At 57.9% G+C, this 26,375-nt stretch carries 17 protein-coding genes; 6 read left to right on the forward strand and 11 right to left on the reverse strand.

All coding sequences use genetic code 11. The annotated features are described in order from the left end of the window. Positions 1–13 precede the first annotated feature (13 nt). On the reverse strand, positions 14–406 hold the full coding sequence (locus B3B59_RS04505) for a YdeI family stress tolerance OB fold protein (RefSeq protein ID WP_046886094.1): 393 nt from the start codon (positions 404–406) through the stop codon (positions 14–16). Between the two features lie 143 nt (positions 407–549). Between B3B59_RS04505 and B3B59_RS04510 the strand changes: the two genes are divergently transcribed. The 4 genes from B3B59_RS04510 to B3B59_RS04525 are packed head-to-tail and all read left to right on the forward strand — an operon-like array spanning position 550 to position 3,045. Further along, positions 550–1,062, forward strand: a complete 513-nt coding sequence (locus B3B59_RS04510; RefSeq protein ID WP_046886093.1) for a hypothetical protein — start codon at positions 550–552, stop codon at positions 1,060–1,062. A 9-nt stretch (positions 1,063–1,071) separates the two neighbouring features. Further along, complete coding sequence (locus B3B59_RS04515) at positions 1,072–1,524, forward strand: DUF421 domain-containing protein (protein WP_040074339.1); 453 nt, start codon at positions 1,072–1,074, stop codon at positions 1,522–1,524. Next, complete coding sequence (locus B3B59_RS04520; protein ID WP_046886092.1) at positions 1,521–2,045, forward strand: 2-oxo-tetronate isomerase; 525 nt, start codon at positions 1,521–1,523, stop codon at positions 2,043–2,045. Before B3B59_RS04515 ends, B3B59_RS04520 begins: the two co-directional genes overlap by 4 nt. Positions 2,046–2,055: 10 nt before the next feature. Beyond that, the gene (locus tag B3B59_RS04525; RefSeq protein WP_207292258.1) at positions 2,056–3,045 is read left to right on the forward strand and encodes an SDR family oxidoreductase; all 990 of its coding nucleotides are present in this window, start codon (positions 2,056–2,058) and stop codon (positions 3,043–3,045) included. A gap of 89 nt (positions 3,046–3,134) precedes the next feature. On the opposite strand, the gene cydB is transcribed toward B3B59_RS04525, so the two are convergent. The 6 genes from cydB to B3B59_RS04555 all read right to left on the reverse strand — a co-directional run bounded on the left by cydB (position 3,135) and on the right by B3B59_RS04555 (position 7,816). Further along, the gene (gene cydB / locus B3B59_RS04530) at positions 3,135–4,145 is read right to left on the reverse strand and encodes a cytochrome d ubiquinol oxidase subunit II (protein ID WP_212476314.1); all 1,011 of its coding nucleotides are present in this window, start codon (positions 4,143–4,145) and stop codon (positions 3,135–3,137) included. Next, positions 4,145–5,548, reverse strand: coding sequence for a cytochrome ubiquinol oxidase subunit I (locus B3B59_RS04535; RefSeq protein WP_212476312.1), 1,404 nt, complete (start codon positions 5,546–5,548; stop codon positions 4,145–4,147). Before B3B59_RS04535 ends, cydB begins: the two co-directional genes overlap by 1 nt. Before the next feature lie 68 nt (positions 5,549–5,616). Next, positions 5,617–6,489: a manganese catalase family protein gene (locus B3B59_RS04540; RefSeq protein WP_207292256.1), complete on the reverse strand. Its 873-nt coding sequence runs from the start codon at positions 6,487–6,489 to the stop codon at positions 5,617–5,619. A gap of 15 nt (positions 6,490–6,504) precedes the next feature. Continuing rightward, positions 6,505–7,011 carry a ferritin-like domain-containing protein gene (locus tag B3B59_RS04545; RefSeq protein ID WP_040074345.1) on the reverse strand — a complete coding sequence of 169 codons (507 nt, stop codon included), beginning with the start codon at positions 7,009–7,011 and terminating at the stop codon, positions 6,505–6,507. Positions 7,012–7,041: 30 nt separating this feature from the next. Then, complete coding sequence (locus B3B59_RS04550) at positions 7,042–7,536, reverse strand: ferritin-like domain-containing protein (RefSeq protein ID WP_040074346.1); 495 nt, start codon at positions 7,534–7,536, stop codon at positions 7,042–7,044. A gap of 94 nt (positions 7,537–7,630) precedes the next feature. Further along, positions 7,631–7,816: a general stress protein gene (locus tag B3B59_RS04555; RefSeq protein WP_040074347.1), complete on the reverse strand. Its 186-nt coding sequence runs from the start codon at positions 7,814–7,816 to the stop codon at positions 7,631–7,633. Positions 7,817–8,623: 807 nt separating this feature from the next. On the opposite strand from B3B59_RS04555, the gene B3B59_RS04560 reads away from it, so the two are divergent. Both B3B59_RS04560 and B3B59_RS04565 read left to right on the forward strand, forming a co-directional pair. Further along, complete coding sequence (locus B3B59_RS04560; protein ID WP_046886088.1) at positions 8,624–8,902, forward strand: type II toxin-antitoxin system HicA family toxin; 279 nt, start codon at positions 8,624–8,626, stop codon at positions 8,900–8,902. Further along, positions 8,895–9,239: a type II toxin-antitoxin system HicB family antitoxin gene (locus tag B3B59_RS04565; protein WP_040074349.1), complete on the forward strand. Its 345-nt coding sequence runs from the start codon at positions 8,895–8,897 to the stop codon at positions 9,237–9,239. The genes B3B59_RS04560 and B3B59_RS04565 overlap by 8 nt, the downstream gene beginning before the upstream one ends. A gap of 37 nt (positions 9,240–9,276) precedes the next feature. On the opposite strand, the gene B3B59_RS04570 is transcribed toward B3B59_RS04565, so the two are convergent. From B3B59_RS04570 to B3B59_RS04585, 4 genes are all read right to left on the reverse strand, one after another. After that, a complete protein-coding gene (locus tag B3B59_RS04570; RefSeq protein ID WP_154298883.1) occupies positions 9,277–10,446 on the reverse strand; it encodes an HlyD family efflux transporter periplasmic adaptor subunit in 1,170 nt (389 codons plus the stop codon). 10 nt (positions 10,447–10,456) lie between these two features. Beyond that, entirely contained in the window at positions 10,457–12,643 is a 2,187-nt protein-coding gene (locus B3B59_RS04575) for a type I secretion system permease/ATPase (protein ID WP_040074351.1), read from the reverse strand. After that, positions 12,640–14,040: a TolC family outer membrane protein gene (locus B3B59_RS04580; RefSeq protein ID WP_040074352.1), complete on the reverse strand. Its 1,401-nt coding sequence runs from the start codon at positions 14,038–14,040 to the stop codon at positions 12,640–12,642. Before B3B59_RS04580 ends, B3B59_RS04575 begins: the two co-directional genes overlap by 4 nt. A gap of 206 nt (positions 14,041–14,246) precedes the next feature. After that, positions 14,247–25,922 (reverse strand): BapA/Bap/LapF family large adhesin, encoded by an 11,676-nt coding sequence (locus tag B3B59_RS04585; protein ID WP_286808187.1) that lies wholly within the window; start codon positions 25,920–25,922, stop codon positions 14,247–14,249. Positions 25,923–26,375: the final 453 nt, after the last annotated feature.

Consider the following 26,375-nt stretch of genomic DNA (forward strand, 5'->3'; position numbering starts at 1 on the left):
AGTGAAATTTGGCTTATTTCTGGATGTGGTCCACACGCACCACTGGCGGGTTCATTTTCTTATCCAGACTGCCGTTAATACTGATCATGTGATCGGGTTTTACCGTACGTCCATCAAATACGGCTTGTGGAATAATGGTATCAATGGTGCCCGTTTTATCGCGGAATTTAAATTTATCGCCGCCTGAGCCATCAATCAAATTCCCGCGCAGCGAGATAGTGGCACCATCGTGCATCTCTTTGGCCTGCGTGACGGTCATGATGCGGGCATCCTCTGTGCCGCGATAGCCTTCATCCAGCGAGTGGGGCGCCGGGGGAGCAGCATCTTTCTTCAGTCCACCATTATCATCGGCCCAGGCCGCCGGGATTAAAAAACAACATAATAAAGGTGCGACGGATAATTTCATACTGCCTCCTTGGTTTAACCTTGCTTGACTTATTAAGCCTGGTTGCTATTTTTTATTTTGCAAACAAGAACAGTCTTAATCCAAATTATCTATAAAAATCATCTGGCTGCATAATTTTAATAAACGAGACGGTGAGGTGATAAATGACGAAAGTAAAAGAAACTTCATCCCCCCTCCCCGGGGTTGATGAGGACCGCTTTGCGCTCCAGTTTGAGTCACTGTGTCACCGCTTCGGTTTAATTTTTTTGTTAATTATCGTTGTCGCCGCACTGGCCGGTTTTTTTTCCAACGGCTATTTTAGCGAAACGATACAAAAATCACCGAATAATATATTGCAGGTGCACTACGAACGTTTTGGTCGATTGCAAACCCCGGTACAGGTGAAAATTTCCCTGCATCTTCAAAATAGCCAGCGCCTGACCCTCCGGCTGGGGCAGGATTATATGACCCATTTTGAAACCGAAAATATCTGGCCGCAGCCTGACGAAATGCGTAGTGACGGGACAGATATCGTTCTGGTCTATAACGAAGTCACCCCCCAGCAGCCCTTTACCGTCTGGCTCTACACCACGCCAGACCAGCCAGGAAAAGCCGTTACCACCGTCAGCGTTAATAACGAGCCAGGCATTCGCTTCTGGCAGTTTATCTATCCGTAGGGGGCCGAAATGGAGATGATTCTGAGGGCGGTGGCGATCTATCTGATCTTGCTGGTGGTCTTTAAAATCGCCGGGCGGCGCGCCCTGCTACAAATGACCAGCTTCGATCTCATCTTGCTGTTAATTATCAGCGAAGCCACCCAGCAGGCGCTGCTGGGGAATGATTTCTCCGTCACGGGTGCAATGTTAACCATTGTTACGCTGGTGGTGATCGATATGCTTTTTGGTGTGCTGAAAAAATATATCCATGGCGCGGAATCGGTGCTGGATGGCTCACCGGTTATTTTGGTGTCGCACGGGGAATTGCAAAATGACAAATTAAAGAAAGTCGATGTCTCCTGCGATGATATTTTGGTCTCCGCCCGCCAAAACCACGGAATTACTGAACTGAAAGAGATTAAATATGCCATCCTTGAACGTAATGGTCATATTTCTATTATTCCTGAAGAGAGTGCGTCATGACAGAAAATATCTGGAACGAAGCGAAAACACTTAAGGAGCTCACCCGGCAGGTTGCGACTGTTTTACCTGACCTGGGCTGGTATCTCACCACGGCAGAGTCCTGTACGGGCGGCAATCTGGCGTCGGCGTTATGCGCCGAAGCGGATACCGCCTCCTTCTTCGACACTGGCGTGGTCACCTTTAGCGATGACGCCAAACATAAAGTGCTGGGGGTGAGTAAAGCGACGCTGGATAAGTACACCGCCGTAAGCGGACAGACGGTGAGTGAAATGGCACAGGGTGCGTTAAAGCTGGCGGCAGCAGATTTAAGCATCGCCATTAGCGGCTACGCCGGGCCCGACGGCGGCGATGACGGCACCCCCGCGGGCACCGTCTGGTTTGCCTGGGGGTTTCGCGGCGAGGTGAGTACGGCGGTGCAGCATTTTACCGGCGAGTGTGAAGACGTTATCGAAAAAGCGGTGCGTTATGCACTGTCGGAACTGTTGCGGCGCATTCCGCACTGGAAAAAGCAGCTGCACTAAGGAGAGCAAGATGGGTGTTGTGGTAATTACTGGCGCGACGGCGGGGTTAGGAAAGGCAACGGCGCTGCGTTTTGCCCGGGCGGGGTTCAATGTGGGGATCATTGCCCGCGATGACCACAGCCTTGCGGTTGCACGTGAAGAGGTGGCGCGTCATGGCGTGAAATGCCATACGGTGAATGCTGATGTCGCGGATGCGCAGGCCATTATGACGGCGGCGCAGGAGATGGAGCAGCATCTTGGCAGCATTGATGTGTGGGTCAACAACGCTATGTGTGGCGTCCTGGCGCCGTTTCGCGCCATGGAAGATGACGAGTTTCGTCGGGTCACCGACGTCACCTATCTGGGTTACGTCAATGGCACCCGGGCGGCGCTGGCGGTGATGACGCCCCGTGATTCAGGGATGATTATTCAGGTCGGCTCGGCGATGGCCTATCGCTCCATTCCCCTGCAATCAGCCTACTGCGGTGCCAAAGCGGCCATTCGCGGTTTTACCGACGCGGTGCGGACTGAGCTGATTCACGAGAGGATCAATATCCACCTGGCGATGGTCCAGCTGCCTGGACTCAATACGCCGCAGTTTGCGTGGGCGCGGAATAAATTTGCCTTTTCTATGCGCCCGCTGGGCCCGGTGTATGAACCGGAAGTGGCCGCCGAGGCCATCTACAACGTGGTACAACGCCCGGTGCGTGAGCTCTGGGTTGGGCGCAGTACATTGCAGTCGATTGTCGGCCAGTTTCTCTTTCCCGGTCTGCTTGACCGCATGATGGTGAAAAAGGCGTGGGAGGGGCAGATGACCAATGAGCTGAATGCGCCCGATCGGGAAGATTATCTCTCGGGGCCGGTCAGCGGTATGCATCAGGTTCATGGCCGCTTCTCTTCAGAAGCGAATACCCGGGCGACGGCCATCACCTCTGGCGTACCGGGTAAGGTGCTGGTCGGTACGGTGGCAGTGGCCGCCGGTCTGCTGGTCGCCCGGCTGTTTACCGGTCGTAAGCGTTAATTAACGCCGCGGGGGCTGGCGTAACCAGACCCCGCGTTAACCCTTTCAGCCCTGATGAGATAAGAGGGCCGCCCCCACCCTGGCGCAGCTTAGTGATAGCCTTCATTGCCGGAGATCTTGCCGCGAAACACGTAGTAGCTCCAGGCGGTATAGACGAGGATCACCGGGATAATCAACAGCGTTCCTACCAACATAAACAGCTGGCTTGATGGCGGTGCCGCGGCATCCCACAGGGTAATACTCGGTGGAATGAGATTGGGCCACAGGCTGATACCCAGCCCACTAAAGCCGAGGAAGATCAGCCCCAGCGTTAAGATGAAGGGCATCACATGGCTGTTGGGGTTCAGGCTGAGACGCCATATCCACAGGCTAAATACCCCAACCAGCAGGGGGACCGGCAAGAACCAGAAGAAATTGGGCAGCGAGAACCAGCGGTCGGAGACATACTGCCAGCCGAGAGGCGTCCAGATACTCACCACGGCAATGACCCCCACCAGCGCCAGCAGTACCCGGCGTGTAAGATGGCGCATATGTATTTGTAACGCCCCTTCGCTTTTCATGACCAGCCAGGTGGTGCCCAGCAGGGAATAGGCCACCATCAGACCCAGCCCGCAAAAGAGGTTAAAAGGCGTTAACCAGTCGAGGGAGGAGCCAACAAAACGACGTCCCTCCACCTCAAAGCCGTTGATCATCGCCCCAACCACAATGCCCTGGCTAAAGGTCGCCAGCAGCGAACCGCCTGCAAAAGAGTAGTCCCAGAATTTACGGTGTGACGGGGTGGCCTTGAAGCGAAACTCAAAAGCCACGCCGCGGAAAATAAGACCAATCAGCATGGCGGTGAGCGGTATGGTCAGCGCGTCAATAATCACCGCATAGGCCAGCGGAAATGCGCCAAACAATCCCGCGCCGCCTAACACCAGCCAGGTTTCATTGCCATCCCATACCGGTGCGACGCTGTTTACCATCACGTCTCGCGACTGGGGATCGCGCTCGAAATAAAAGAGCATCCCAATCCCCAGGTCGAAGCCGTCCATAATGATATACATCAGGGTGGCGAATACGATTATGGCCACCCAGATTACTGAAATATCGACGCCCATCAGGGGTTCTCCTCTTCCGGTACCGGTTCCGCCGCAGAGAGCGGACGTGCCGGCCTGCCATCGGTATGCAGCGTCAGCGCTTCGGTCGGCTGCGGCCCTTTTTTAATCAGGCGAATCAGGTAGAGCAAACCCACGCCAAAGACGGAACAGTAGACGAGGATGAAGGCCAGCAGGCTGATGCTCATCTGTAACGTACTGTGCAGTGACACGGCGTCGACGGTTCGTAGGTAGCCATAAACGACCCACGGCTGTCGGCCCACCTCGGTGGTGATCCAGCCCGCCAGTACCGCCAGCACACCGGCGGGCCCCATGCAGAGCGCAAACCAGTGGAAGGGGCGGGACTGGTACAGCCGCTTGCGGTAGCGCAGCCACAGGCTACCGAGGCCCAGGGCAATCATCAGCAGGCCAAGACCGACCATGGCCCGGAACGACCAGAAGACGATGGTGGAGTTGGGGCGATCCTCTTTCGGGAAATCCTTCAGTGCCGGAACTTGTTTATCCAGGCTGTGCGTCAGGATCAGGCTACCCAGCGCCGGGATCTCGAGGCCATATTTAGTCCGCTCTTCCTCCATATCGGGCAGGCCGAAGAGCAGCAGTGGCGTCGCTTCGCCGGGGGGATTTTCCCAGTGTCCTTCAATGGCGGCAATCTTCGCGGGCTGATGCTCAAGCGTATTCAGGCCGTGCATATCGCCAACCAGCGCCTGAACCGGGGCAACCAGCAACGCCATCCACAGCGCCATTGAGAACATTTTGCGTACCGCCGGGGTGTTGTTGCCCCGCAGCAGATGCCACGCCCCGGAGGCCCCCACAAACAGGGCGCTACTCAAAAAGGCGGCGATGGACATATGAATAAGACGATAGGGGAAGGACGGGTTAAAGATAATGGCAAACCAGTCTTGCGGAATGACCTGACCATTTTCAATGCTGAACCCCTGTGGCGTGTGCATCCAGCTGTTGGAAGCGAGGATCCAGAATGTGGACATCAGCGTGCCCAGCGCCACCATGCAGGTGGCAAAGAAGTGCAGCCCCGGCCCAACCTTGTTCCAGCCAAAGAGCATCACGCCCAGGAAGCCAGCTTCGAGGAAGAAGGCGGTGAGCACTTCATAAGTGAGTAGCGGCCCGGTGATGCTGCCGGCAAACTGGGAAAAACCGCTCCAGTTGGTGCCAAATTGATAGGCCATCACCAGCCCTGAGACCACCCCCATACCGAAGTTGACGGCGAAGATTTTGAGCCAGAAATGGTAGAGCGATCGCCAGACGTCATTTTTGGTGCGCAGCCACATTCCTTCCAGCACCACAAGATAGCTGGCGAGGCCGATGGTTAAGGCGGGAAAAATAATGTGAAACGAGACAGTAAAGGCAAACTGCAGCCTGGCAAGATGAAATGCGTCGAGTTCAAACATGTGTTCTCTTCCCCATCAACGAATGCCCCGTGGGGACGGGGCATTTGGGTATGGCATAGTAGAAGGGGTTAAGCTTTTTTCTTACCGGCACCCAGTTCTGCGCCGGTGAGAGGGTCGGCTTTCGGATCCGACTCGGTACGTTTAGCCATCGCTTTAAGCAGGGCGCTTTGCTCTTTTGACAGAGACACAGACGCGCTGCCATCTCCCCCATCAACAGCAGGCTGCGGATTAGCGACGTATTCAAAGTTATTGTCGCTGTTCCAGCTGCCCCGTACTTCACCACCTTCAGACATATTGTAGTAGGTGTTGGCGTATTGCTCGATGGGTGGCAATTTCCCCGGTGGGAAATTATTGCGAATGGACTGCAACGCCTTCTCAAACGAGAGCTGGTGTGCCGCTTCGCGCGTCATCAGAAAAGCCAGCGCATCTTTCACGCCCGGATCGTCGGTGACGTTAATCAGACGCTCATAAATGATTTTCGCGCGCGCTTCTGCCGCGATGTTGGAGCGCAGATCTGCCGTCGCCTCACCGATGGTGTCGATATAGGCCGCCGTCCAGGGGACGCCCGCGGAGTTGGTCAGCGGAGGACCACCCCCGTACAGGAGCGAGGTGATGTGGCTGTCGTTACCGTTAGCCGTTAGCGAACGATAGAGTTCAGCTTCACTTTCGGTCCCTTCTGCCAGCTCACCTTTGGCGCCTTTATTAAGCATGCCAACCAGTGTCCCGATAATCTCCAGGTGGCTGAGCTCTTCGGTGGCGATATCCATCAGCATATCTTTACGCCCTGGATCGTCATCCCCCAGCCCCTGGGTGAAGTAACGGCAGGCGGCAGCCAGTTCACCCTGAGGGCCGCCAAACTGTTCAAGCAGCAGGTTCGCCAGGCCCGGATTGGGCTCGGCGACGCGCACGGTATATTGCAGTTGTTTTACGTGTCGAAACATAGGCTCTCCTGTGATTTATTTTTTCGCTTCCACGCCATCGGCGTCGGAGCGCAGGAGGAACTGTTCCGTGGTATCCGGAATATGACGGATCAGCCAGTCGGCCATTTGCTGCTCTTCGGCAAGAATAGATTCAATCGCAGGTACTGATGCGGTATCGCCAGCCTTCTTCGCTGCCGCCAGCAGAGAGGTATAACAGGCTATTTCGAACTGCTCGAACACATAGCCGCTGATGGAGCCTTTAACAATCTCATCTGACGGGAACATACCGCCGATGGACTGACCCAGGGCTGCCATTTTACTCATGGAATCTTTTACCAGCGAGCGCGAGATATCATTGCGATCAAGGATCTCTTCCAGCACAGTAATTTGATGTTTGGTTTCGGTGATGTGCTGCTCAATACGCGCGCGTACATCGGGATAGTTGTCTATGCGGCTGGCCATCGATTCGAGCATGGATTCGGCTTGCTTTTCCATCGCGTGAGCATCGCGTAGCCAGTCATGGTAATGTTCTACGTGATTCATAGTCTGTTCCTCAGTGTGTTTGCAACGTTATTATTTACCGGCTTTCTGATTGATGTTGCCTACGGCCAAATCAGTCAGTTTGATATCTGTCGCTTTCTCTTCTTCCAGCGTTTCAGCCAACAGTTTTACCGCCTTGCGATAACCTAACTGTTCGGCGAGGGTCGCCAGGGTGCCGTAGCTGGCAATTTCGTAATGTTCGACTTTCTGCGCCGCAGCGATTAACGCCGCATCGCGGACTTCATTTTTCTCGGTGCTTTCGATGACTTCATTGGCTTCTTCAATTAAGCCTTCCATCGCAACACACTTCATTCGTTTGATTTTCAGGTTTGGTTCAGATTCAACAACCTGATCAATACGTTCGATCTGTCCTTGCGTCTCTTCAAGGTGCGCTTTAAAGGCGGCGCTCAATTTTTCACTTGAAGCCTCACGAGCAAGTTTCGCCAGCGCACGTGTCAGCTGCTTTTCTGCGCTGTAGGTGTCTGATAGCAGATGAATAAAAACATCTTCCATAGATTTCATATTCATAAGATCGCTCCGTTATTGATGACAGTAAAATACTGCGAGCCCGCAAGCCCGCAGCTTTCTCATTTTTCACTTCACTAGTAAGATGAAAAACTAATTAGGAGTTGTCAGATTTCCGTCCGCCACCATGGCTATTCTGACCTCCTTTTTTGCCAGCTTCAGAGGCGCGCTGCGGATCGTTTTTAAAGTTACCGCCGCTTTGCTGACCACCTTTTTTCCCTGCTTCAGACGCTTTTTCACGGTCTTGAGAGAAATTACCTGAACCACCACGTTGATCTGCCATATTTCAACCCTCACATGTTGCATTTATGTCAGTTAAGATACGATTTGTTCGTATCAATATGTCGTTCAGGATTAAATTTAGTTTTTATTCGGCGGGAGTCAAATCGATGTTTTTAGATATTTCATTGAGGGTTTTGTTTTTTTAACACATTATCGCTTCGGTTGTTTTTATAATAAACTGCGGCAAGGTGATGTATTGCATCGCTCTTCCGCTTAAGCGCAGCGCTAAATTACTTTTACGTTGCGGTTCAGCATTGAGTGCCAGACGTGGCGGGGTTCTTTACGTAAGTTTACATAACTGCTGTAAGGGCTTATAGCCTATAAAAAAATAAAATTGCTGAGACAATTCTTAATTATCTTGAAGGGTTTAAAATAAAATAAACTCACCATGTTGTGAGGAGGTGTTAAGGGCTTAAGTAATCATATCTCATAGATTATTGACCTCAGTCAATTTTCAAGAGGTATGTCTGAATTCTTATTGGCCAATATCTATCGAATATATTTTGTTTATAAAATGAGCTTGCCTGATGATAAATATATTTAAAACCGTTTCCTTTTTAAGAAATATCCAGAAATGTCATCAGGCTGTGGCAAGGAAATACAGGATACAGAGTGAACCTGGTTAAGGTATGCGGGCTGATGCAGTTCATAAAGACGCAAAAGGAGTGTCGATGCTCACCGGGCATTGCCCCTTTGCCTGCACTCTGTACCCATAAGCAAATGATCTACCAGAGTGACGTCACTTGTTGACGTCACTCCGTTGCGGTAGCTAGAATGGTTGCATGACAGGACGTCAACAGGATGCAGGATGATACAAGTCAGTGAACTCAATTCCAGACATCGTAAAACGTTTGATGACGTAATGACGGTGCCGCCTAAATCAGGCATCAAATGGGATGATGTCGTCAGTCTCATCCAATACCTCGGCGGTAAAGTCAAAAATGGCAATGGTTCAAGACGTCGTTTTGTCCTTTCAGGTTCACTCTGGCTGACGCATCAACCGCACCCGGGGAGTGTAATGGATAAAGGGGCGGTAAAAGGTTTACAGGCATGGTTCGAAGAGTCGGTAGGAGTTAATTATGATTAAAACCAGTAATATCATGATGATTATGGGGCAGCCTGCGGTAATAAATTTTGAGGCCGAAATTGGCGCTTTTCGGGGCAAATTTCTCAATGTTTCCGGCTATTGTGATTTTGTCGCTAATAGTATCGATGGCCTTCGCCAGCAGGGTGAAATCTCACTCACAGAATATCTTAAGGATTGCGCAGAGGAGGGCATTGAACCCTACTGTCAGGAGCATCTGGAGCGTCTGACATTGCGCGTATCAAGCCGTCTGGGATCGCGTTTAACAGCGATAGCTAAACAACATGCCGTTTCAAAGAATCAGCTCATTGTTGATGTTCTGGAGCGCGAATTTGCTTGACTAAAAGGGCCAGTCTCAGGCCCTTTTACATTTTTGCTTACCGCTCTCTCAGCGCCTCTTTTGCGCGGTTGAACGGCTTGATCATATAGTCGAGCACCGACTTTTCACCGGTCTTAATATCCACAGTCGCAATCATTCCGGGCACAATCGAAAAGTGCCTTCCTGCCTTGTTCACCAGATAATCCTGATTGGTGCGGATAAAGACCCGGTAGTAGAAGACTTCGGGTTTGGCTTCGTCCTGAATCGTATCCGGTGAGATGGTCTCGACCACGCCTTCCAGCCCACCGTAGATGGCGTAATCGTAGGCGGAGATCTTCACCAGCGCCTTCTGGTCAGGGTGGATAAAGGCGATATCACGCGGCGAAAGACGCGTTTCGATCAGCAGATGATCGTCCACCGGTACAATCTCCATCAGCTCACCGTTGGGCGGAATAACGCCACCGATGGTTGTCACTTTGATGTTTTTCACAATCCCCCGTACCGGGGATTTGACCGTCAGCCGCGTCACTGAGTCCTCACGCCCCTTCAGAACCGCCGATACCATATCCACCTCGGCATTGGCTTTCGAGAGCGCTTCGCGGGCCTGCACATAATATTGCGAACGCACATCGGTAAGCTTCAGCTCCAGGTCACTCTTCTGACGCTGTAAACGCAGCTCTTCCACATGGCTTGCAGCACCGGTTTTCACCAGCCGCTGGGTAATGGCGAGCTCTTTATTGGCCAGCGCCAGGGCCTGTCGCAACTCGCGCTGGGTATCTTCCAGCTGAGCGCGGCGGGAGTTATACAGCCGGGTTTCGCTGGCGGTGAGATCGGTCCACTTTGCCAGCGAAGGGGGGAACTTCAGCGGCAGGTCGTTCACCTCGGCATAGAGGCGGGCGCTGGAGGCCAGAGAGGCGCGATAACGCGCTGCGCTCTCCCCCACGTTGGATTCAGAGCGGGTAGGGTCCATCCGTGCCAGGACCTGGCCGGCCTGCACCTGATCCCCCTCATGCACCATCAGTTCAGCAAGGATCCCCCCGTCAAGCGACTGCAGCTTTTGCTCACGCGAGCTGGGGATCACTTTCCCGGTACCGGTGGAGACCTCGTCGAGGATCCCCCACCAGGCCCAGGCGCCCAGCACCACAAACAGCGCCAGCGTAAAGAGAATAATATTGCGCGCCCCGGTATAGCCGCTCTCGCTGCCGAGCGCGTTATCAAGGTCATCCATCGCCGCGGCGTCACGCTGACTGATTTTCATTTTTCCACTCCCGTCCGTTCGCCTGCTGCTGCATGCGGCTATTGCTTAATGCCTGTGCTTTCGGCGCGTCCATCACCAGCATCCCCTCTTTCAGGACCACCACCCTGTCTACCAGCTCCAGCACCGGCACCCGGTGGGTGGCGACAATCAGCGTGCGGTTGCCCAGCCAGGCCTGCAAATGTTGAATGAATTCGCGCTCGGTATGTTCATCCAGCGAGGCGGTCGGCTCGTCGAGCAGCACGATATTGGGGTCACGCAGGAACATACGTGCCAACAAAATCGACTGGCGCTGGCCGCCCGAGAGGCCCACGCCGTTCTCCATGATCGGGTGATCCAGCCCTTTCGGCAGTTTCTGGACAAAGGTCGCGGCACCGCACATGGTCAGCACCTGGAAGATCTCCTCGTCGGTGGCACGCGGCGTGCCGAGGGTAATGTTTTCACGCAGGGTGCCGTAAAAGAGGCGGGCATTCTGGGTCATTAGCCCCACGTTACGCCGGAGATCGGCCACGTCGAGATGCGGCAGGCTGATGTTATCTATCCGCGATTCGCCGTCGATCAGATCCATGCCGCCGATCATCGCCTGCAGCAGCGTCGATTTGCCCGCGCCGTTGCGCCCGAGGATCGCCACTTTTTCGCCAGGTTTGATCTCCAGGCGGTTGATGCGCAGCGCCACACGCTGCTCCTCGCCGCCATAGCGGAACTGGGCCTGCTCAAACAGGTAGTGGCCGCGCAACACATCCTGGCGGATAGGGGTCTCTTCACGCTGGTTCTCGGTGGGCAGCTGCATAATGCTGTCCAGCCCCTCTTTGGCGGCTTTCACCTGCTGCCAGCGGGCCAGCACGCCACACAGCGTGGCCATGGGCGCCACCATGCGAGAGGCAAGCATCGAGGCGGCCACCACGGCACCGGTGGTCATCTCCCCTTCGATCACCATCGGGGCACCCACCACAATCACGGCGGCGTACACCAGGCTCTGAATGGTCATTCCCCAGCTGATCAGGTTCTGCGTCAACTCGCGGGTGCGCAGACCGGACTCGGCGGTAATCTGGATGTAGCTGTTCCACTGCTGTAAAAACCGGTTCTCCGCCTGCATCAGCTTGATATCTTCCAGCCCCTGCACGCTCTCCACCAGTACCGCGTTACGCAGGGTTGACTCGTGGGCCGCCTGCTTCGCCAGCGCCGCCAGCTTTTTCTGTAACAGCAGCCCCGGCAGCACCATCAGCACCGCCGCCACCGGGGCAATCCACGCAAGCTGCGGGGCGATAATCGCCAGCACCACCACAAACAGCAGGAAGAAGGGGAGATCGACAATCGTCGAGATCGTGGAGGAGGTGACCATCTCACGGATCTGCTCCAGCTCGCGCAGCTGCGAGATAAAGCTGCCGGTAGAGCGGGGAATAGCACTATTGCGCAGGCGCAGGGCGTGCCCAAAGACGCGGTCAGAGACGCGTAAATCCGCGCGTTTACCCAGCAGATCCATGATGTGGCTGCGGGCCATTCGCAGTAAAAAACCAAACAGCGTGGCGATGAGCACCCCGATGGTCAGCACATACAGGGTGGGATAGGACTGCGCCGGAATGACCCGGTCGTAGACCTGCATCGAGAAGAGAATACCCGCCAGCGACAGGACGTTAACGAAAAGCGCCGCCAGCATCACGTAGGCATAGGGGCGCATGTCGCGCATGACCAGCCGATAGAGCCAGTCAGGACGATATTGCGAAATATAGGCATCCACGCGGCTGTCTTTCAGCGCCGACAGCGGACGTAAGGCTACCACGTGGCGGATTTTGGGCAGCAGGGCGCTCATCGAGAGGCGATTGACGTGCGTTTTATCGTCGAAGAAGCAGACGTCGAGGGTATCTTCTCCGTCAAAATGTTCGATTACGCCGATATTGCCATCGTCCAGCTCCGCCACCACCGGCAAGCGCCAGCTGTTAATAGACGCCTGTTCGTTGCTCAGGAGCTTAAAGCTTAATCCTGCGTCGCGCGCCAGCCCGGTCAACGCCGGGATTTTGGGCTTATCTTTTAGCCAGGGGGCGCTGGCGACCAGCGCGCCGGGGGAGCAGGTGACCCGGTAGCGCGTCGCCACGTAGCCAAACGCCTGCGCCCACAGCTCCAGCGACTGCTGGCTGAGGGGCGCCTGTTGATCTGAATCGTTTTGCGTCATGGCTGGATCTCCACGGACTGAATAGTGCGGTTATCAAGGCTGAACGCGTTGCGCAGGCGCCCGGTGTTGTAGAGACAATTCAGCTGAAGCTGGTGCAGTTGTCCGGCGGTTTGCTGTTGGGTAAAGCGTGCCTGATAAACTTCCTGCTCGGCGTTCAGCACATCCAGTAGCGGACGGGAGCCGAGGTCGAGGTACTGCTGTTGATAGAGTTCACGGGTGCGCTGGCTGAGCGTTTCCTGACGGGCCTGAATCTGCAGGGTGCTCATCAGGCTCAGCACCTGGCTGCGGGACTCCTGCAGATCTCTTCGCACTTCCAGACGCGTGCGCTGGATCGTTGACTGGGCCGCCTCCACCGCGTGGCCGGCGGCGTTACGGCGAGCGGTCAGGCCGCCCCCCTGATAGAGCGGCATCTGGACTTTCACCCAGGCCGAATACTGGGTGCGGTCGCGCACATCGTTGCCCGAGTAGCGATCGTTAAGGTAATGACGCACCTCCGGTTCCAGTGAAAGGGTCGGCGTCATCTGGGCATTAGCATAATCCAGGTTGGCCTGGGCGACGTTGGCCTGCGCCCAGGCGGCCAGCACGGCCGGAACCAGGCGGTCATCCGGCTCTGCCAGGTCGCAGCTCTTTCCCAGCTTTTGCGGGAAGTCATTGCTCACCGTATTGAGGTTATCCCAGCCGAGGTAGCTCATTAGCGTGGCGCGGGAGCTGTCCAGGCTTGCCTGATACTGCATCAGCTGGGCGCGGGCCGCCTCGATGCGGGCTTCGGTCTGCACCACATCCGACAGCGAGCTGGCCCCTTCGTCATTACGCTGGCGTGCCAGCGTGCCGATGGAGGAGAGGGCATCGAGCTGCTCTTTCGCGGTCTCGACCATCTGCTGCCAGGTTTGCACCTGCACCAGCGCCAGGGCGGTGTCGTGGGCGATAGTATCTATGCTGACCAGGACGTTGGCTTGCTGCTGGGCCACACCGGCGCTTTCTGCCCGTACCTGGCTTGCTACCTTGCCAAAATCGTACAGCATCTGCGAAAGCGAAAGCACCAGCGAGGGGGTAAAACCGTTGTCGTAGCCGTCATGGGTATAGCCGTTTTCCATCCCGGCATTGACCTGGGGATAGTATTTCGATTTCGCGACATCCACCTGCTCTGTCTGTTCATAGAGCTTGCCCACCGCCTCGCGAATAGTCGGATGCCAGGTGACGGCGCGGGTGACGGCGTCCTGTACCGTTAGCGTTCCGGATGGCGGTTTGGTGGCTGGCAGTGCGACGCGGCCATTTAAGGCGGGGAGTTCCTGTTGTTCGCTTAAAAGCGCAGGATTAATAACGGCAGGCGATATCTCCGCGAAAAGCGGGGTGGAAAAAAGGCAGCACGACAGCCACCAGCAAGACACTTTATCCATGCTTTTATCCCTAAAAAATCAATATATACCCGTCATCATTCAGGCTGGCTTTATTACCCGATTCATTCCGGGGCCTTGTCCTGCGGGGCCGCTGCAGGGGACCTCAAAACGCGTCAGGCGTTTTGTCATGCAGCTCGAATGATTAAGGGTATAGCTCTATTGTGTTCAGCCCGGGCGGCACGCGCCCGGGTCTGTTTTTAGCGTCATTAGGTAATGATGTGATTCTGGGACACCAGCTCCTCATAGGTGGTTTGCACATTATCCAGCGTGACAAGCGTCGATTTAGCGTAGGCGGTTCCTGTGCCATCGCGGTCAATGGAGATCACCGTATTGTTGCCGCTGGTGCTCACCTGAATGTAATTACCCAGCGTCGAGCTCTGTCCGTTCCAGCCCACCAGCAGATCGCCGATATCAATCTTGTCGCCCTGCGTGAGCGAGAAGTTGGTCCAGTGATCGCCGCTGCTGTTGCCCCCGGTGGCATTGCCCGCCGTGTTGTTCAACACCTGGTAAATCAGGGTGTCGCCATACACGGTGCCGGTAATCTGATCATTATGTTCGGAGCTGATAAATTTCGGCGCCATGTTAATGGTCAGAGAGGCAGTGTCTGTTTTTCCACCCTCAGTCAGAGTGTAGTTGAAGACTTCCTTGGTCGTGATACTGGAGAGCGCAACACCGCTTTTAAGGGTATAGGTGTAATCCCCATCGGCGGCGATCGACAGAGTGCCGTAGCGCCCCTGTACGGTCACCGTGGCGCTGCTGGACTCGTACGGATCGATCGTAGAGGTCACGCCGTTAAAGCCGGTAATGCTCAGACGCGTATCCACCGAGTGCAGCTGATCCATCGCCCCCTGAGAGTCCGTACCGTCAAAGATATTGCCGTTAACGGTATGGCCGCTGATGGAGTCGAACTGGGACAGCGAGAAGCTGGTGCCGGTTACGCTCGGGGTAATGGTGATATTCCCCACGCTCAGTGCACCTACTCGGCCGGTGTAGCTAAGTGTGTAGGTGCCCGCGTCCAGATCCAGGCCGGTCAGGTTAATAGAAGCGTTGCCTCCCAGCAGAATACCGCCGCCGAAGGAGCCGGTACGAATGGTGGTCCCGCCCTGAGAGAGGGTCCAGTTCACCGTCAGCCCGCCCAGGTTAAGCAGCGAGGCGACGTTGAAGTTCAGCACCACGTTGTGCAGCGCGGTATTGGCATCAACGACAAAGGTACCGCTGCCGCTGCCCTGGGTGGCGCCCAGCAGTGCCGATGTCCAGCTCGCAGAACCGACCGTGGTGTCTGAGTAAGCCGCGGTATGGTGGACCGAGGCTACGTCAACCGCCTGGCTCACATCATTCACCGCATCCAGCGGACGCGCCGTCGGGGTGATATTCAGTGAGGCGGTATCGGTCACGCCGGTCGGCGTACGCACGGTATAGACGAAGGTGTCAGGGGTATTAATCCCGTTGGATCCTACGCCGCTGCGCAGGGTATAGGTGTATTCCCCCTGAGCGTTAATACGTAAGGTACCGTACTCCCCTTCGATGGTGGTGACGCCAGTGGCGCTCACCGCCACGCCGTTCACCTGGCTGACCACCGTGCCGTTCGGCACGATGTCATCCGACAGCACATCACCCTGGGTGGTGGCCGACACGCTCTCTACGCTGTAGACATGATCCTGCAGCACGTTGAGGGTGTAACCGGTCAGGGCGGTGATCCCCGCCGCCGTGTTAAGCAGGAACAGATACTCCCCGGCCGGCAGTTGCAGGGTTAACTGCGGCGAGGTGCCGCCGAGCAGCGGGGCACGCAGCCAGTTAGCTACGGTGCGGTACTGCTCGAAGGTCTGCGTCGCTTCGTTGAACTTATAGACGTACAGATCAAAGGTGGAGGCCAGCGCCACGCCCCCTACCGAGGCCTGAATGGTCATGGTGCGGGTGGTGCCGTCTTCCACATTGTAGATGATCGGATTGCTCAGATCGTCCAGCAGGTTCAGCCCCAGCGTCGAGCCAAGATTGATACCCACCACGGTGAAGCCGCCCTGCGAAGACGGGCCGTTATCTACCGCGCTGACGGTGGTATCGAAGGTCAGGGAGGCGGTGTTGTCCGTCGCCACCACGCCGTTACTGACGGTGCCCTGGCCAAGCGAAATCACCAGCTTCGCGGAGTCGGTGGTGCCGCCACCGGTAAGGGTATAGGTGAAGCTCTCCGTGCGACCCAGAACTGATGGACCGGCATTGCTGTTCAGGGCGTAGGTATAAGTACCATCGCTGCGGATAGTTAAGGTGCCGTACTGCCCCTGAACAACGGTATCGCCGGTGCCGTTAACCGCGACGCTCTGGCCAAGTGCGTTAGTTATGCTGGTGACCAGCGTCCCGATCGGGGCGGTGTCGCTGCCCGTGGTCGGATCCACGTCATCAATCACGTTCCCGCTCTGGGCCGTTTCACCGGTCAAGGTGCCCGCGCTGGTTTCGGTGATATTCACGTTCAGGCTAGTATACGAGCCTGTCGCCAGCAGGTTGGTGTTATAGCTCAGTACCCGGTACTGCCCGCCCGTCAGATCATTGAGGTTAAGCGTTACCCCGCTCGCCCCCAGCGTCAGCAGGTTGGCAAACTGCGGCAGGCCGGTATCCACTACCGTAGTCCAGGTGTTGTTGACCGCATCCCAGCGCTGCACCACCAGCTCAAGGGTATTGAGCAGCGAGAGCACCACCCCAGAGGCGTTAGCGTCGATGGTCATGTTGGCGCTGCCGCCCGCTCCGACGGTGAAGTCCACCTGAGCGGTGTCGTTGCCAAGCAGCGTCAGCACGTTACCCACCGCGCCCACCAGCAGGAACCCATAATCGCTGTACTGGGTATTGGTCACCGTAGCGGTCGTTCCCAGCTCCAGCTCAATCGCGTTATCGCTGGCAGAGAGCGGCAGAACCGGCGCCGTCACGGGGAACGTAGTGGAGACATTGCCCGCAGCATCGGTCGCCGTAACGGTAATCTGCTCCCCGTCGACCTGTTTTTGCTGGAAGGTGTAGCTGAAGGTCCCGTTAGCATTGGCGACCGTCGTGAACGAACCATTCGGCGTGTTGATGGTGACCGTACTGCCGGCTTCGGCGGTGCCGCTCAATACGCTGCCATCGGCGTTAAAGGTACCCTGCGGTGCATTCGGCGCCAGGGTGTCCACGATCACCGAGGTAGAGGTCGACGCCGGGCCGGTGCCGGTGGCGTTACTCGCCGTGGCGGTGAAGGCGTGTGAGCCTTCCGTCAGTCCTGTCGTCGGCGTGAAGGTCCACGCGCCGCTGCCGTTAGCCTGTGCGGTGCCGATAGAGACGCCGTTATCATAGATGGTGACCGTAGAGTTCGGCTGCGCGGTACCGGCCAGCGTCGGGGTGGAGTCGTTGGTGGCCTGACCGTTGGTCAGGGTGCCCGTCACCGGTGACTCACCATCGGTAACGGTGGTAATGACCGGCGCATTCGGCAGCGTCGTGAACGGTGCCGTCACGGCGGAGGTCGTGCCCGCGTTACCCGCCCGGTCAGTGGCGAAGACCTGCAGTGCTTCGCCGTTGGTCTGTGCCGGGGAGATGGTTGCGGTAAAGGTGCCGTCACCGTTCGCCGTGGCGGTACCCAGAACGGTACCGTTGGCGCTGGTGATCGTCACGGTGCTGCCCGCCTCGGCAAGACCGGTGACGCGGGTGCCGTTATTAACCACCGCCAGGCTGGTTGGCTGCAGCGGCGCAACGGTATCCACCACAATGGAGGTGATGGGCGAGGCGGCGCTGCTGTTACCCGCTGCATCGGTGGCGGTAACGGTAAAGTTATGCTGGCCTTCGCTCAGGGCCACGTTGGTTTGTGGCAGGCTCCAGTTGCCGTTCGCATCCGCGACGGCCTGGCCCACAACGGTGGTGCCGTCATAGATGGTCACCGTCGCGCCCGCTTCCGCGGTGCCGTTGAGGGTTGGCCGGTTGTCGTTAGTCGGTGTCGCGCTGGTGACCGGGCCGGTAATTGACCCGACGTCATCCACGATGGTGGTGATCACTGGCACCGCAGGTGCGGTGGCATCCACCACGATGGTAAAGCCACCGGTTGCCGTGCTGCTGTTACCCGCCGCGTCGGTGGCGGTGACGGTCAGGTTATGGCTGCCATCCGCCAGCGGTGTCGTTGGCGTGAAGGTCCAGTTACCGTTTGTGGCCACAACGGTGCCCAACAGGGTCGTACCGTCGTAGATACTTACCGTTGAGCCCGCCTCGGCCGTCCCTGCCAGGGTTGGTCGGTTGTCGTTGGTGGTCTGGCCGGTGGTCAATGGCCCGGTACCTGCCGGAACGTCGTCGGTCACGCTGGTCAGCACCGGCGTGGCAGGTGGCTGGGTGTCAATGTTGAGGGTAAAGGATGGCGATGGCGGGCTCACGTTGCCTGCCGCGTCGACGGCTCTTGCGGTCAGCACGTGCTGGCCGTCGAGGAACGCCGTTTCGACAGGCAGCGACCAGCTGCCGTCCGCGTTAGCCTGAGTCTGGCCGATGAGCGTGTTGCCTTCAAAGACGCGCACCACGGCGTTCGGTTCGCTGGTGCCGTTAAGCACCGGTTGCGCATCGTTAGTTGGCTGACCGCTGCCGACCGGGCCGGTAATGCTGCCCTGGTCATCGATAGCCTGGCTGATGAGCGGTGCCTGCGGCGGCACGTTATCAACCACCACCACGAAGCCCTGCGTCGGTGTACTGACGTTACCCGCCGCATCGGTAGCCGTAATGGTCAGCGTATGGCTGCCGTTGCTCAGCGCGGAATCAGGGGAGAATGTCCAGCGACCATCTGACCCGGCCGTCGTCTCACCAATCTGCACGCCGTTGTCGAGGATACGCACGATCGCACCGGCCTCCGCCGTACCTGCCAGCGTTGGCTGCTGATCGTTGGTGGCCTGTCCGCTGGTCAGGGTTCCGGTGTTCGGGCCCTGATCGTCGGTAACGCTGAGAAGCGTTGGGGTATTCGGCGCGGCGGTGTCCACCGTCAGGTTATAGAGCGTGGAGGTGACGCTGGTGTTGCCTGCCGCGTCGACGGCGGAGAGGCTGAATACATGCGGCCCGTCGGTCAGTGCGGTCGTCGGCGTAAAGGTCCAGGTGCCGGCAGCGCTGACCACGGCGGTGCCGATCAGCGCATCGTTGTCAAAGATCTGGATGGTGGCGCCCACTTCGCCGGTACCGTTGAAGGTAGGCAGGTTGTCGTTGGTCGAGGCTCCGCTGGCGAGGGTGCCGGTCGCCGGACCGACATCATCCACCACGCTGGTAATGGCAGGCGCGGCCGGCGGAGTGATATCTACCGTAATAGTAAAGACCGGTGAATTCGCGCTCACGTTACCGGCCGGATCGATAGCGTTGACGCGCAGGCTATGCGGCCCGTTTGTCAGCGCCGGTTCTGGCGTGAAGGACCAGGTGCCTCCCTCACCGACCACCACACTGCCAATTACCGTGTTGCCATCGAGGATACGAACAGTGCTTCCCTCTTCACCCGTACCGGTGAGGGTAGGGGTGGCGTCGTTGGTGAGCTGTCCGTTGGTCAGATTGCCGGTGCCCCCCTCCACGTTGTCGCTCACGCTGGTGATAACGGGCAGGGTTGGCGCAGTGGTATCGACCACCACCGTCCATGGCGTTGAGGCGTCGCTGACGTTGCCCTGCGGATCGGTGGCGATGACGGTGAAGTTATGTGTCCCTTCCGCCAGGGTCGGGGTGAAGGTCCAGGTGCCACTTGCGTTGGCAATGGCGGTACCCAACACCGTGTTGCCATCGGAGATAGTGACCACACTGTTAGGTTCAGCGGTGCCGGTCAGGGTCGGCGTGTTGTCATTGGTCACCCCGTTGGTAGGGATGGTTCCCTGAACGGGATCGACGTTATCCGACACGTTGGTGATGGTCGGCGTGAGGGAGACGGTGTCCACCACCAGGGTAAAGGCTGCGGACGGATCGCTCTCGTTGCCCGCCGGATCGGTGGCGGTAATGGTCAGAGAGTGGTTGCCCTCGCCGAGCGCCTCGGTAGGGGTAAAGGTCCAGCTACCGGTGGCACCGACCAGTGCGGTGCCGATCGGGGTGTCATTGTCATAGACGGTGATGGTCTCACCCGGCGTGCCACGCCCGGAGAGGGTCGGTTGCGCGTCATTGGTCGTCTGGCCCGAGGTCAGCGGCCCGGTGCCCGGGGCGACATCGTCAGTCACCGCGCCAATTACCGGCGCGTTCGGCGCGGTCAGGTCGATCGTCACGCTTGCCGCAGGTGAAAGCCCACTGGTGACGCCGTCCTGTGTCGCGCTGACCGCAAAGCTATGAGCCCCTTCGGTGAGTGCCGGGGCGACCGGCCATGTCCAGGTGCCATCCGGGCCAGCTGTCACCGTCGCCACCGCCACAGGGTTGCCGTCCAGGAAGATGTTTACCGTGCTGTTTGCCGGTGCGGTGCCGTTCAGCGTCGGGGTAGAGTCGTCAGAGGTTTTCCCTTTCACATCCCCCGTTACCGCGCCCTCGCCATCAATAATGGTGGTAATGACCGGCACGTCCGGCAGATCGACGTCGGAGTCGGTCACCGTGTAGTCGGTGGAGGCGCCCGGGTTACCGGCCGCGTCGGTGGCGATCAGGGTCAGAGTGGTCGCGCTGGTTTGCGCCGGTGACAGGGCGATGCTGAAATTGCCCTGCGCATCGGCTACGCCGCGGCCCAGTTCAACATTGCCCGGGCCGGTAATCACCACCGTGGAGCCCGCCTCGGCGGTGCCGGTAAGCGGCGTGCCTTCAGGGGCCAGGGCGGTCACCGTTGGTGCCCCTGGCGGGGTGGTGTCAACCGTCAGAGAGATCGGCTCGCCGGAAGTTGTGTTGCCGGCGGGGTCGGTAGCAACAATCTCGATGGTATGGGCGGCGTCAGAGAGGGCAAGATTGCCTGGTAAGGTAATCGACCAGGTACCGTCTGGCTGCACGGTCGGTGAACTTTCGAGCGCTGTGCCATCGATAGTCACTGTAATCCTGCTGCCTGGCTCGCCGGTACCGGTGATGGTTGGTGTACTGTCGCGGCTATAGAGTATGTCACCCACCAGGGTGGCGCCTTCTACCGCATCAATCTGCGGCACGGACGGGGCCAGCGTATCGATGGTGACCGTCACGACCGGGCTGGTGGCGCTCAGGTTGCCCGCCGCATCCACCGCGGCGGCGGTAAGATTCAGCGGCCCATCTGGCAGCGCGGTCGTTGGGGTAAAGGTCCAGGCGCCGTCGATAATCGGCGCGCGGCCGATTTCGACCCCGTTGTTATAGATGATGACCTCGGTGGCATCGCCGTCTGCGTTCTCCAGGGTGCCGGCGATCGCAGGCGTAGTATCGTCCGTGGCACCGCCGTTACCGGCTCCGCCTACGGTCGTAATCACCGGAATTTCCGGCGCGCTGATATCCACAGTGACCGTGATGCCGCCAGATGCAATGGATTCGTTCCCCGCCGGATCGGTGGCGGTGGTGGTAAAGGTGTGGTCCCCTTCGGTGAGGTTGCCCTCCGGTCTCCAGCTCCAGTTGCCGTTAGCATCGACCGTAACGGTGCCAACCACCTTACCAGGATTGGCGGAGGCGCTGTCGTAAATGGTGATGACATCGTTCGCCACCCCGGTACCGCTCAGGACCGGACGCGGATCGTTGGTGCTGCCATTGTCCGCCACCGGGCCAGTACCCTGGGCCACGTTATCGGTTACCACCGGGACATCCGGCACCGCCGGTGGATCGGTATCAATAGTGATAGAGACCGCCTGCGACGGCGCACTGCTGTTGCCGGCGCCATCCTGGGCTGTCACCGTCAGGGTAAGATCGTAGGTGCCATCGTCCAGCGGCTCTGTCGGTGTCCAGGTCCAGACACCACCGGCCGGAATGGTCACGGTATCCAGGACTTCGTCACCGTTGTAGATGGTGATGATATCCCCTTCCGTACCGCTGCCGCTCAGGGTTGGGGTAGTGTCGCGCGTGGTACTGCCCGAGCTCAGATCCGTTGGCGTGGTCCCGTCCGGGTTGGCGGTGACCGCTGGCGCTGCCGGGGTCTCCGGCGCGGTGGTATCAATCACCAGGTTGACCGGGGTAGAGGTCGTGGCGGTGCCTGCCGGATTGGTCGCCACCACGGTGAGGGTATGTGGCCCTTCCGTCAGCGGAACCTGCGGGGTAAAGCTCCAGTCGCCATTCGGCTGAACCGTGGCGGTGCCGATCGGGTTGTCACCATCATAAATGGTCACGGTCGTGCCCGGATCGGTGGTGCCGGTGAGCGTTGGTGTGGTGTCGTCGGTGGCCGCGCCGTTGGCAATCGGCCCGGTGTTAGGACCCACATTGTCGGTAATGGTGCCGATTGTCGGTTGGCCCGGCTCCCGGGTATCGATGCTCAGGGTGAAATCAGGCGATGCCTCGCTGACGTTGCCCGCCGCGTCAGTGGCGACGGTGGTCAGCGTGTAATCCCCATCTGGGATCGGTGTCGTCGGGGTCCAGGTCCAGGTCCCGTTCGGCAGAACGGTCACGCTGGCGAACTCCTCGCCGTCCAGACGAATGCTGATGGTCGCACCAGGTTCGCCGGTACCGTTAATCGTAGGGGTGCCGTCGTTGGTGGGCTGACCGCTGGTGACGGTGCCGGCACCGCCCTCCACGTTATCGATAATGGTGCCGATCGTCGGGGCATCAGGCAGGGCGGTGTCAACGGTGATGCTCCAGCTGTTTGATATCCCGCTGACGTTGCCCGCCGCGTCCTTAGAGGTTGCCGTGAACAGGTGCCCGCCTTCGGTAAGGGCGGCAGGCGTATAGCTCCAGCTGCCATTCTCCAGCACGGTAACGGTCGCCAGGAAGACGCCATTATTCAGCAGGGTGATGGTCGAGCCCGGCTCGCCGGTACCGCTAATCAGCGGCGTATTGTCATTGGTGGTGGCCCCGTTATCCAGATTTCCGGTGTTGGCCTCCACGTTATCATTGACGCTCAGGATCACCGGCGCTTCCGGTGCCGTTGTGTCCGGCGCGTTCACCGATGCAGCCGGCCCAGGGTTGCCGGACGGGTCGGTGGCGCTGACGTCCAGGCTTTCACCGTTGCGTTGCGGAGGAGTAATCGTGACAGAGAAATTACCACTGTCATCTGCCTTGCCGGTGCCGATGGTGGTGTCGCCATCTTTCACGGTAACGGTGCTGCCCGGCTCGGTGGTGCCGGTGACGGTGGTCCCGTCAGGGCTTACCGCCAGGTCACCCGGTGCGGCTGGTGGGGTAGAATCCGGCGCGTCGACCTGCGCCGGCACGCTGGTATTGTCATTTCCGTCACTGGCCGTGACGTCCAGCAACTGGCCGTTAGTTTGCGGTGGATCCAGCGTCAGCTCGAATTTACCGTCGTTGTTGGCCTGGCCCTGGCCCACCACGTTGTCGTCCTGATCGCGAACGATGACGGTGCTGTTCGGTTCCGCATCACCGCTAATGCTGGCGCCATCGGGTGCCACCACCACATTTTGCGGGATCCCAGGTGCGGTGATATCTGGCGCGTTGGCATTGGTCACGGTGCTCGGGTTGCCCGCAACGTCTGTTGCCGTCACGGTGATGGCTTCGCCATTGACCTGAGCCGGTGAAATGGTGACGGTAAAGCGGCCATCCGGGCCCGCCGTCGCGGTGCCAATGGTATCGCCATCGGCATCTTTCACCGTCACGGTGCTGCCCGCTTCGGCCGTACCGGTCACCTGAGTACCGTTTCCGGAGACTTCAACGTCATCCGGAGCGGTCGGCGGGGCGGTATCAATGGTGAAATTCCAGGTCAGCGACGGTCCGCTGGTGCCGGCTGGGGTTGTCGCGGTGGCGGTAATCACGTAGTCGGCATCGGGCAGGGCAGGAGGCGAGAAGCTCCACTCACCGTTTCCATTTGCCGTGATCGGGCCGTATGCGGTCCCGTTGATCAGCAGGTTAATCGTGGCGTTGGCTGCCGCAGTACCGCTGATAAGCGGCGTCGTGTCATTGGTCGGCTGACCGTTACCAATGGCCACCGGATCCGCGCCGTTATTATTTTCCACACGAACAATCAGCGGGGAGTCCGGGAAGCCGGAGTCGGTGGCATCGAAGTTTACTGGGGTGCTACGGTTGCCCGCAGTATCTTGTACCACCACGTTCAGCTGTTGGCCGTCGGTTTGCGCTGAGTTCAGGCGCACGCTAAAGGTACCGTCTGCACCCGCCGTAGCCTGACCCAGTAAGGTCGTTCCGCTGTAGATAAATACGGTGCTGTTCGCCTCGGCCTTGCCGGTAACGAAAATGCCTTCTGGCGCCATCGGATCTAAGGTTGGCGCTTCCGGTGGCGTGGTATCAACGATGAAGGTAATGGGGGTGGAAGGCTGGCTGAGGTTGCCAGCAGCATCGCTCTCCCGCACGGTGATGGTGTGCGAACCTTCGTTCAGAGGGGCCGTCGGCTTGAAGCTCCAGGTCCCGTTTTGCAGTACCGTGACGTTGCCAACTACGACGTTATTATCGTAGATGGTGAGTTTGCTGCCCGGCACGCCGGTCCCGGTCAGGACGGGCTGATTCTCGTCGGTACTTTGTCCGTTTTGCACTACACCCACTACGCTGCCGCTCTGGTCATTGACGATGGCTGCGGTAGGCGCGGCAGGAGGGGTAATATCGACAATCACCGTAAAACCTGCGGAGGCCGGGCTGGTATTGCCCGCCGCGTCGGTCGCTTTCACGGTAATGTTATGGATCCCTTCACTCAGATTACTGCCTGGCGTAAAGCTCCAGCTACCGTCCGCGCTAACTTTAGTGGTGCCTATCTGCTTGCCATTATCGAAGAGGGTAATGGTAGCACCGGCTTCACCCTGCCCGCTGAAGGTAGGACGGGTATCATCCGTGCTCTGACCGCTGGTCAATGGCCCTTTGATGCTACCCACGTCGTCGTTTACCAGAACTATTGTTGGCGCGTCGGGTGCGACGGTGTCTGTCACCCCAAGCTGAGTCTCTTTACTGACGTTGCCCGCGCTGTCTGTGGCCGTGGCGGTAAGGGTCTCGCCAGCGTTAACGGGAGCGCCCAGGTCGATAGTGAATTTACCGTCGCTCCCCGCCTGGCCTTTGCCGATAATATTCCCGTTCGCATCGCGAATGGTTACCGTGCTGCCAGGCTCCGCAGAGCCGGTGATGGTGGTGCCGTCGGTGGAGAGCTGCAGGTTAGTAGGTGCCTCTGGCGCAACGGTGTCGGTTACCGCAAGCTGGGTCTCCTTACTGACGTTGCCCGCGCTGTCTGTGGCCGTGGCGGTAAGGGTGTCGCCCGCATTAACGGGGCCGTCCAGACCAATGGAGAATTTGCCGTCGCTTCCCGCCTGGCCTCTGCCGATGATATTCCCGTTGGCATCGCGAATGGTTACCGTGCTGCCCGGCTCGGCAGAGCCCGTAACTGTGGTGCCGTCTGTGGAGAGTTGCAGGTTGGTTGGTGCATTGGGGGCTGTTGTATCCGGATCGCCCGGATTCGGAGGGAGGGGATTGTTATTATCATCATCACCACCGCCGCCGCCACCACCACCGCTTGCGGCGATGGCAATCCCACCGGCAACCGCCAGACCACCCAGCACCCAGGGCCATACTGCACCTTCACCTGCCGAACCGGTGGCACCACCGGCCAGCAGCGCCTCGGTTGAGGCGATTGACTCGTACTGTTCAGCCGCCAGCGGATCTTCAATCCACCACAGCGCACCGTCTGTCTCCTCCAGTACCAGCTGGCTGCCGTTGCCCGCCGCGTAGAAATTTTTCAGCGTAATGGTTTCACCTGACGTCAGGCGAACAATGAGATCGTCGTTGCTGCGGCTGTAACCTGCAATATCGGCGCGGCCCACGTGGAGCGTGACGATAGAGGGGTCATTCAGAATGACCTGAGTCCCCTCCATAGTGGTTTCTGATTTCGTCAATGTGGAGAGGACAGTGATCTTGCTCATTCGAAATACTCCCGTCAGAGTGCGTAGAAATGGCGCGCAGGTTGGGGCCATTCCTTCCCATAGATAAAAGGTATCCGCAGCGGCAAAACTATTATTTAAAATAGTTCAGCACTGAAATTGGTTAATAAGGCAATCAATACGTCTCAGGAAAAATAAGAGGTATTGCAATGTTGCACATGAGGTGCGAGTCGATATTAGTGTGCGTTTTTGGGCGTTTTTATTCCCTATAAACTATGGTGATATCAAATTATTGCGTATGAATTTGATATAGCGCTTAAGCGAGGAAAGCGCAAATTAAGGAAGCGTAAATAAAAGGTAAGTGAAGCTAATTAAAAGTGCCGAATAACGCGTTTAATTCTATTTACCCTGCGTTCCACCGCTGTAGGCCTTGCCTGGCCTGCGATGGCGCGCACGGTGCGGACTGTAATACGTAGGCCTGAAAGTGCGAGAAAT

Origin of the sequence: Leclercia sp. UBA2479 (assembly GCF_002341985.1) — a bacterium.
Classification (GTDB): Bacteria; Pseudomonadota; Gammaproteobacteria; order Enterobacterales; family Enterobacteriaceae; genus Enterobacter; species Enterobacter pneumoniae.

Bases quoted from the DNA above. Each gene is read 5' to 3' on its own strand.
- B3B59_RS04525 (WP_207292258.1), top strand. From the start codon at position 2,056: ATGGGTGTTGTGGTAATTACTGGCGCGACGGCGGGGTTAGGAAAGGCA.
- B3B59_RS04515 (WP_040074339.1), top strand. From the start codon at position 1,072: ATGGAGATGATTCTGAGGGCGGTGGCGATCTATCTGATCTTGCTGGTG.
- B3B59_RS04540 (WP_207292256.1), bottom strand. From the start codon at position 6,489: ATGTTTCGACACGTAAAACAACTGCAATATACCGTGCGCGTCGCCGAG.
- cydB (WP_212476314.1), bottom strand. From the start codon at position 4,145: ATGGGCGTCGATATTTCAGTAATCTGGGTGGCCATAATCGTATTCGCC.
- B3B59_RS04565 (WP_040074349.1), top strand. From the start codon at position 8,895: ATGATTAAAACCAGTAATATCATGATGATTATGGGGCAGCCTGCGGTA.
- B3B59_RS04545 (WP_040074345.1), bottom strand. From the start codon at position 7,011: ATGAATCACGTAGAACATTACCATGACTGGCTACGCGATGCTCACGCG.
- B3B59_RS04505 (WP_046886094.1), bottom strand. From the start codon at position 406: ATGAAATTATCCGTCGCACCTTTATTATGTTGTTTTTTAATCCCGGCG.
- B3B59_RS04560 (WP_046886088.1), top strand. From the start codon at position 8,624: ATGATACAAGTCAGTGAACTCAATTCCAGACATCGTAAAACGTTTGAT.
- B3B59_RS04575 (WP_040074351.1), bottom strand. From the start codon at position 12,643: ATGACGCAAAACGATTCAGATCAACAGGCGCCCCTCAGCCAGCAGTCG.
- B3B59_RS04550 (WP_040074346.1), bottom strand. From the start codon at position 7,536: ATGAATATGAAATCTATGGAAGATGTTTTTATTCATCTGCTATCAGAC.
- B3B59_RS04520 (WP_046886092.1), top strand. From the start codon at position 1,521: ATGACAGAAAATATCTGGAACGAAGCGAAAACACTTAAGGAGCTCACC.
- B3B59_RS04555 (WP_040074347.1), bottom strand. From the start codon at position 7,816: ATGGCAGATCAACGTGGTGGTTCAGGTAATTTCTCTCAAGACCGTGAA.
- B3B59_RS04585 (WP_286808187.1), bottom strand. From the start codon at position 25,922: ATGAGCAAGATCACTGTCCTCTCCACATTGACGAAATCAGAAACCACT.
- B3B59_RS04535 (WP_212476312.1), bottom strand. From the start codon at position 5,548: ATGTTTGAACTCGACGCATTTCATCTTGCCAGGCTGCAGTTTGCCTTT.
- B3B59_RS04580 (WP_040074352.1), bottom strand. From the start codon at position 14,040: ATGGATAAAGTGTCTTGCTGGTGGCTGTCGTGCTGCCTTTTTTCCACC.
- B3B59_RS04570 (WP_154298883.1), bottom strand. From the start codon at position 10,446: ATGGATGACCTTGATAACGCGCTCGGCAGCGAGAGCGGCTATACCGGG.
- B3B59_RS04510 (WP_046886093.1), top strand. From the start codon at position 550: ATGACGAAAGTAAAAGAAACTTCATCCCCCCTCCCCGGGGTTGATGAG.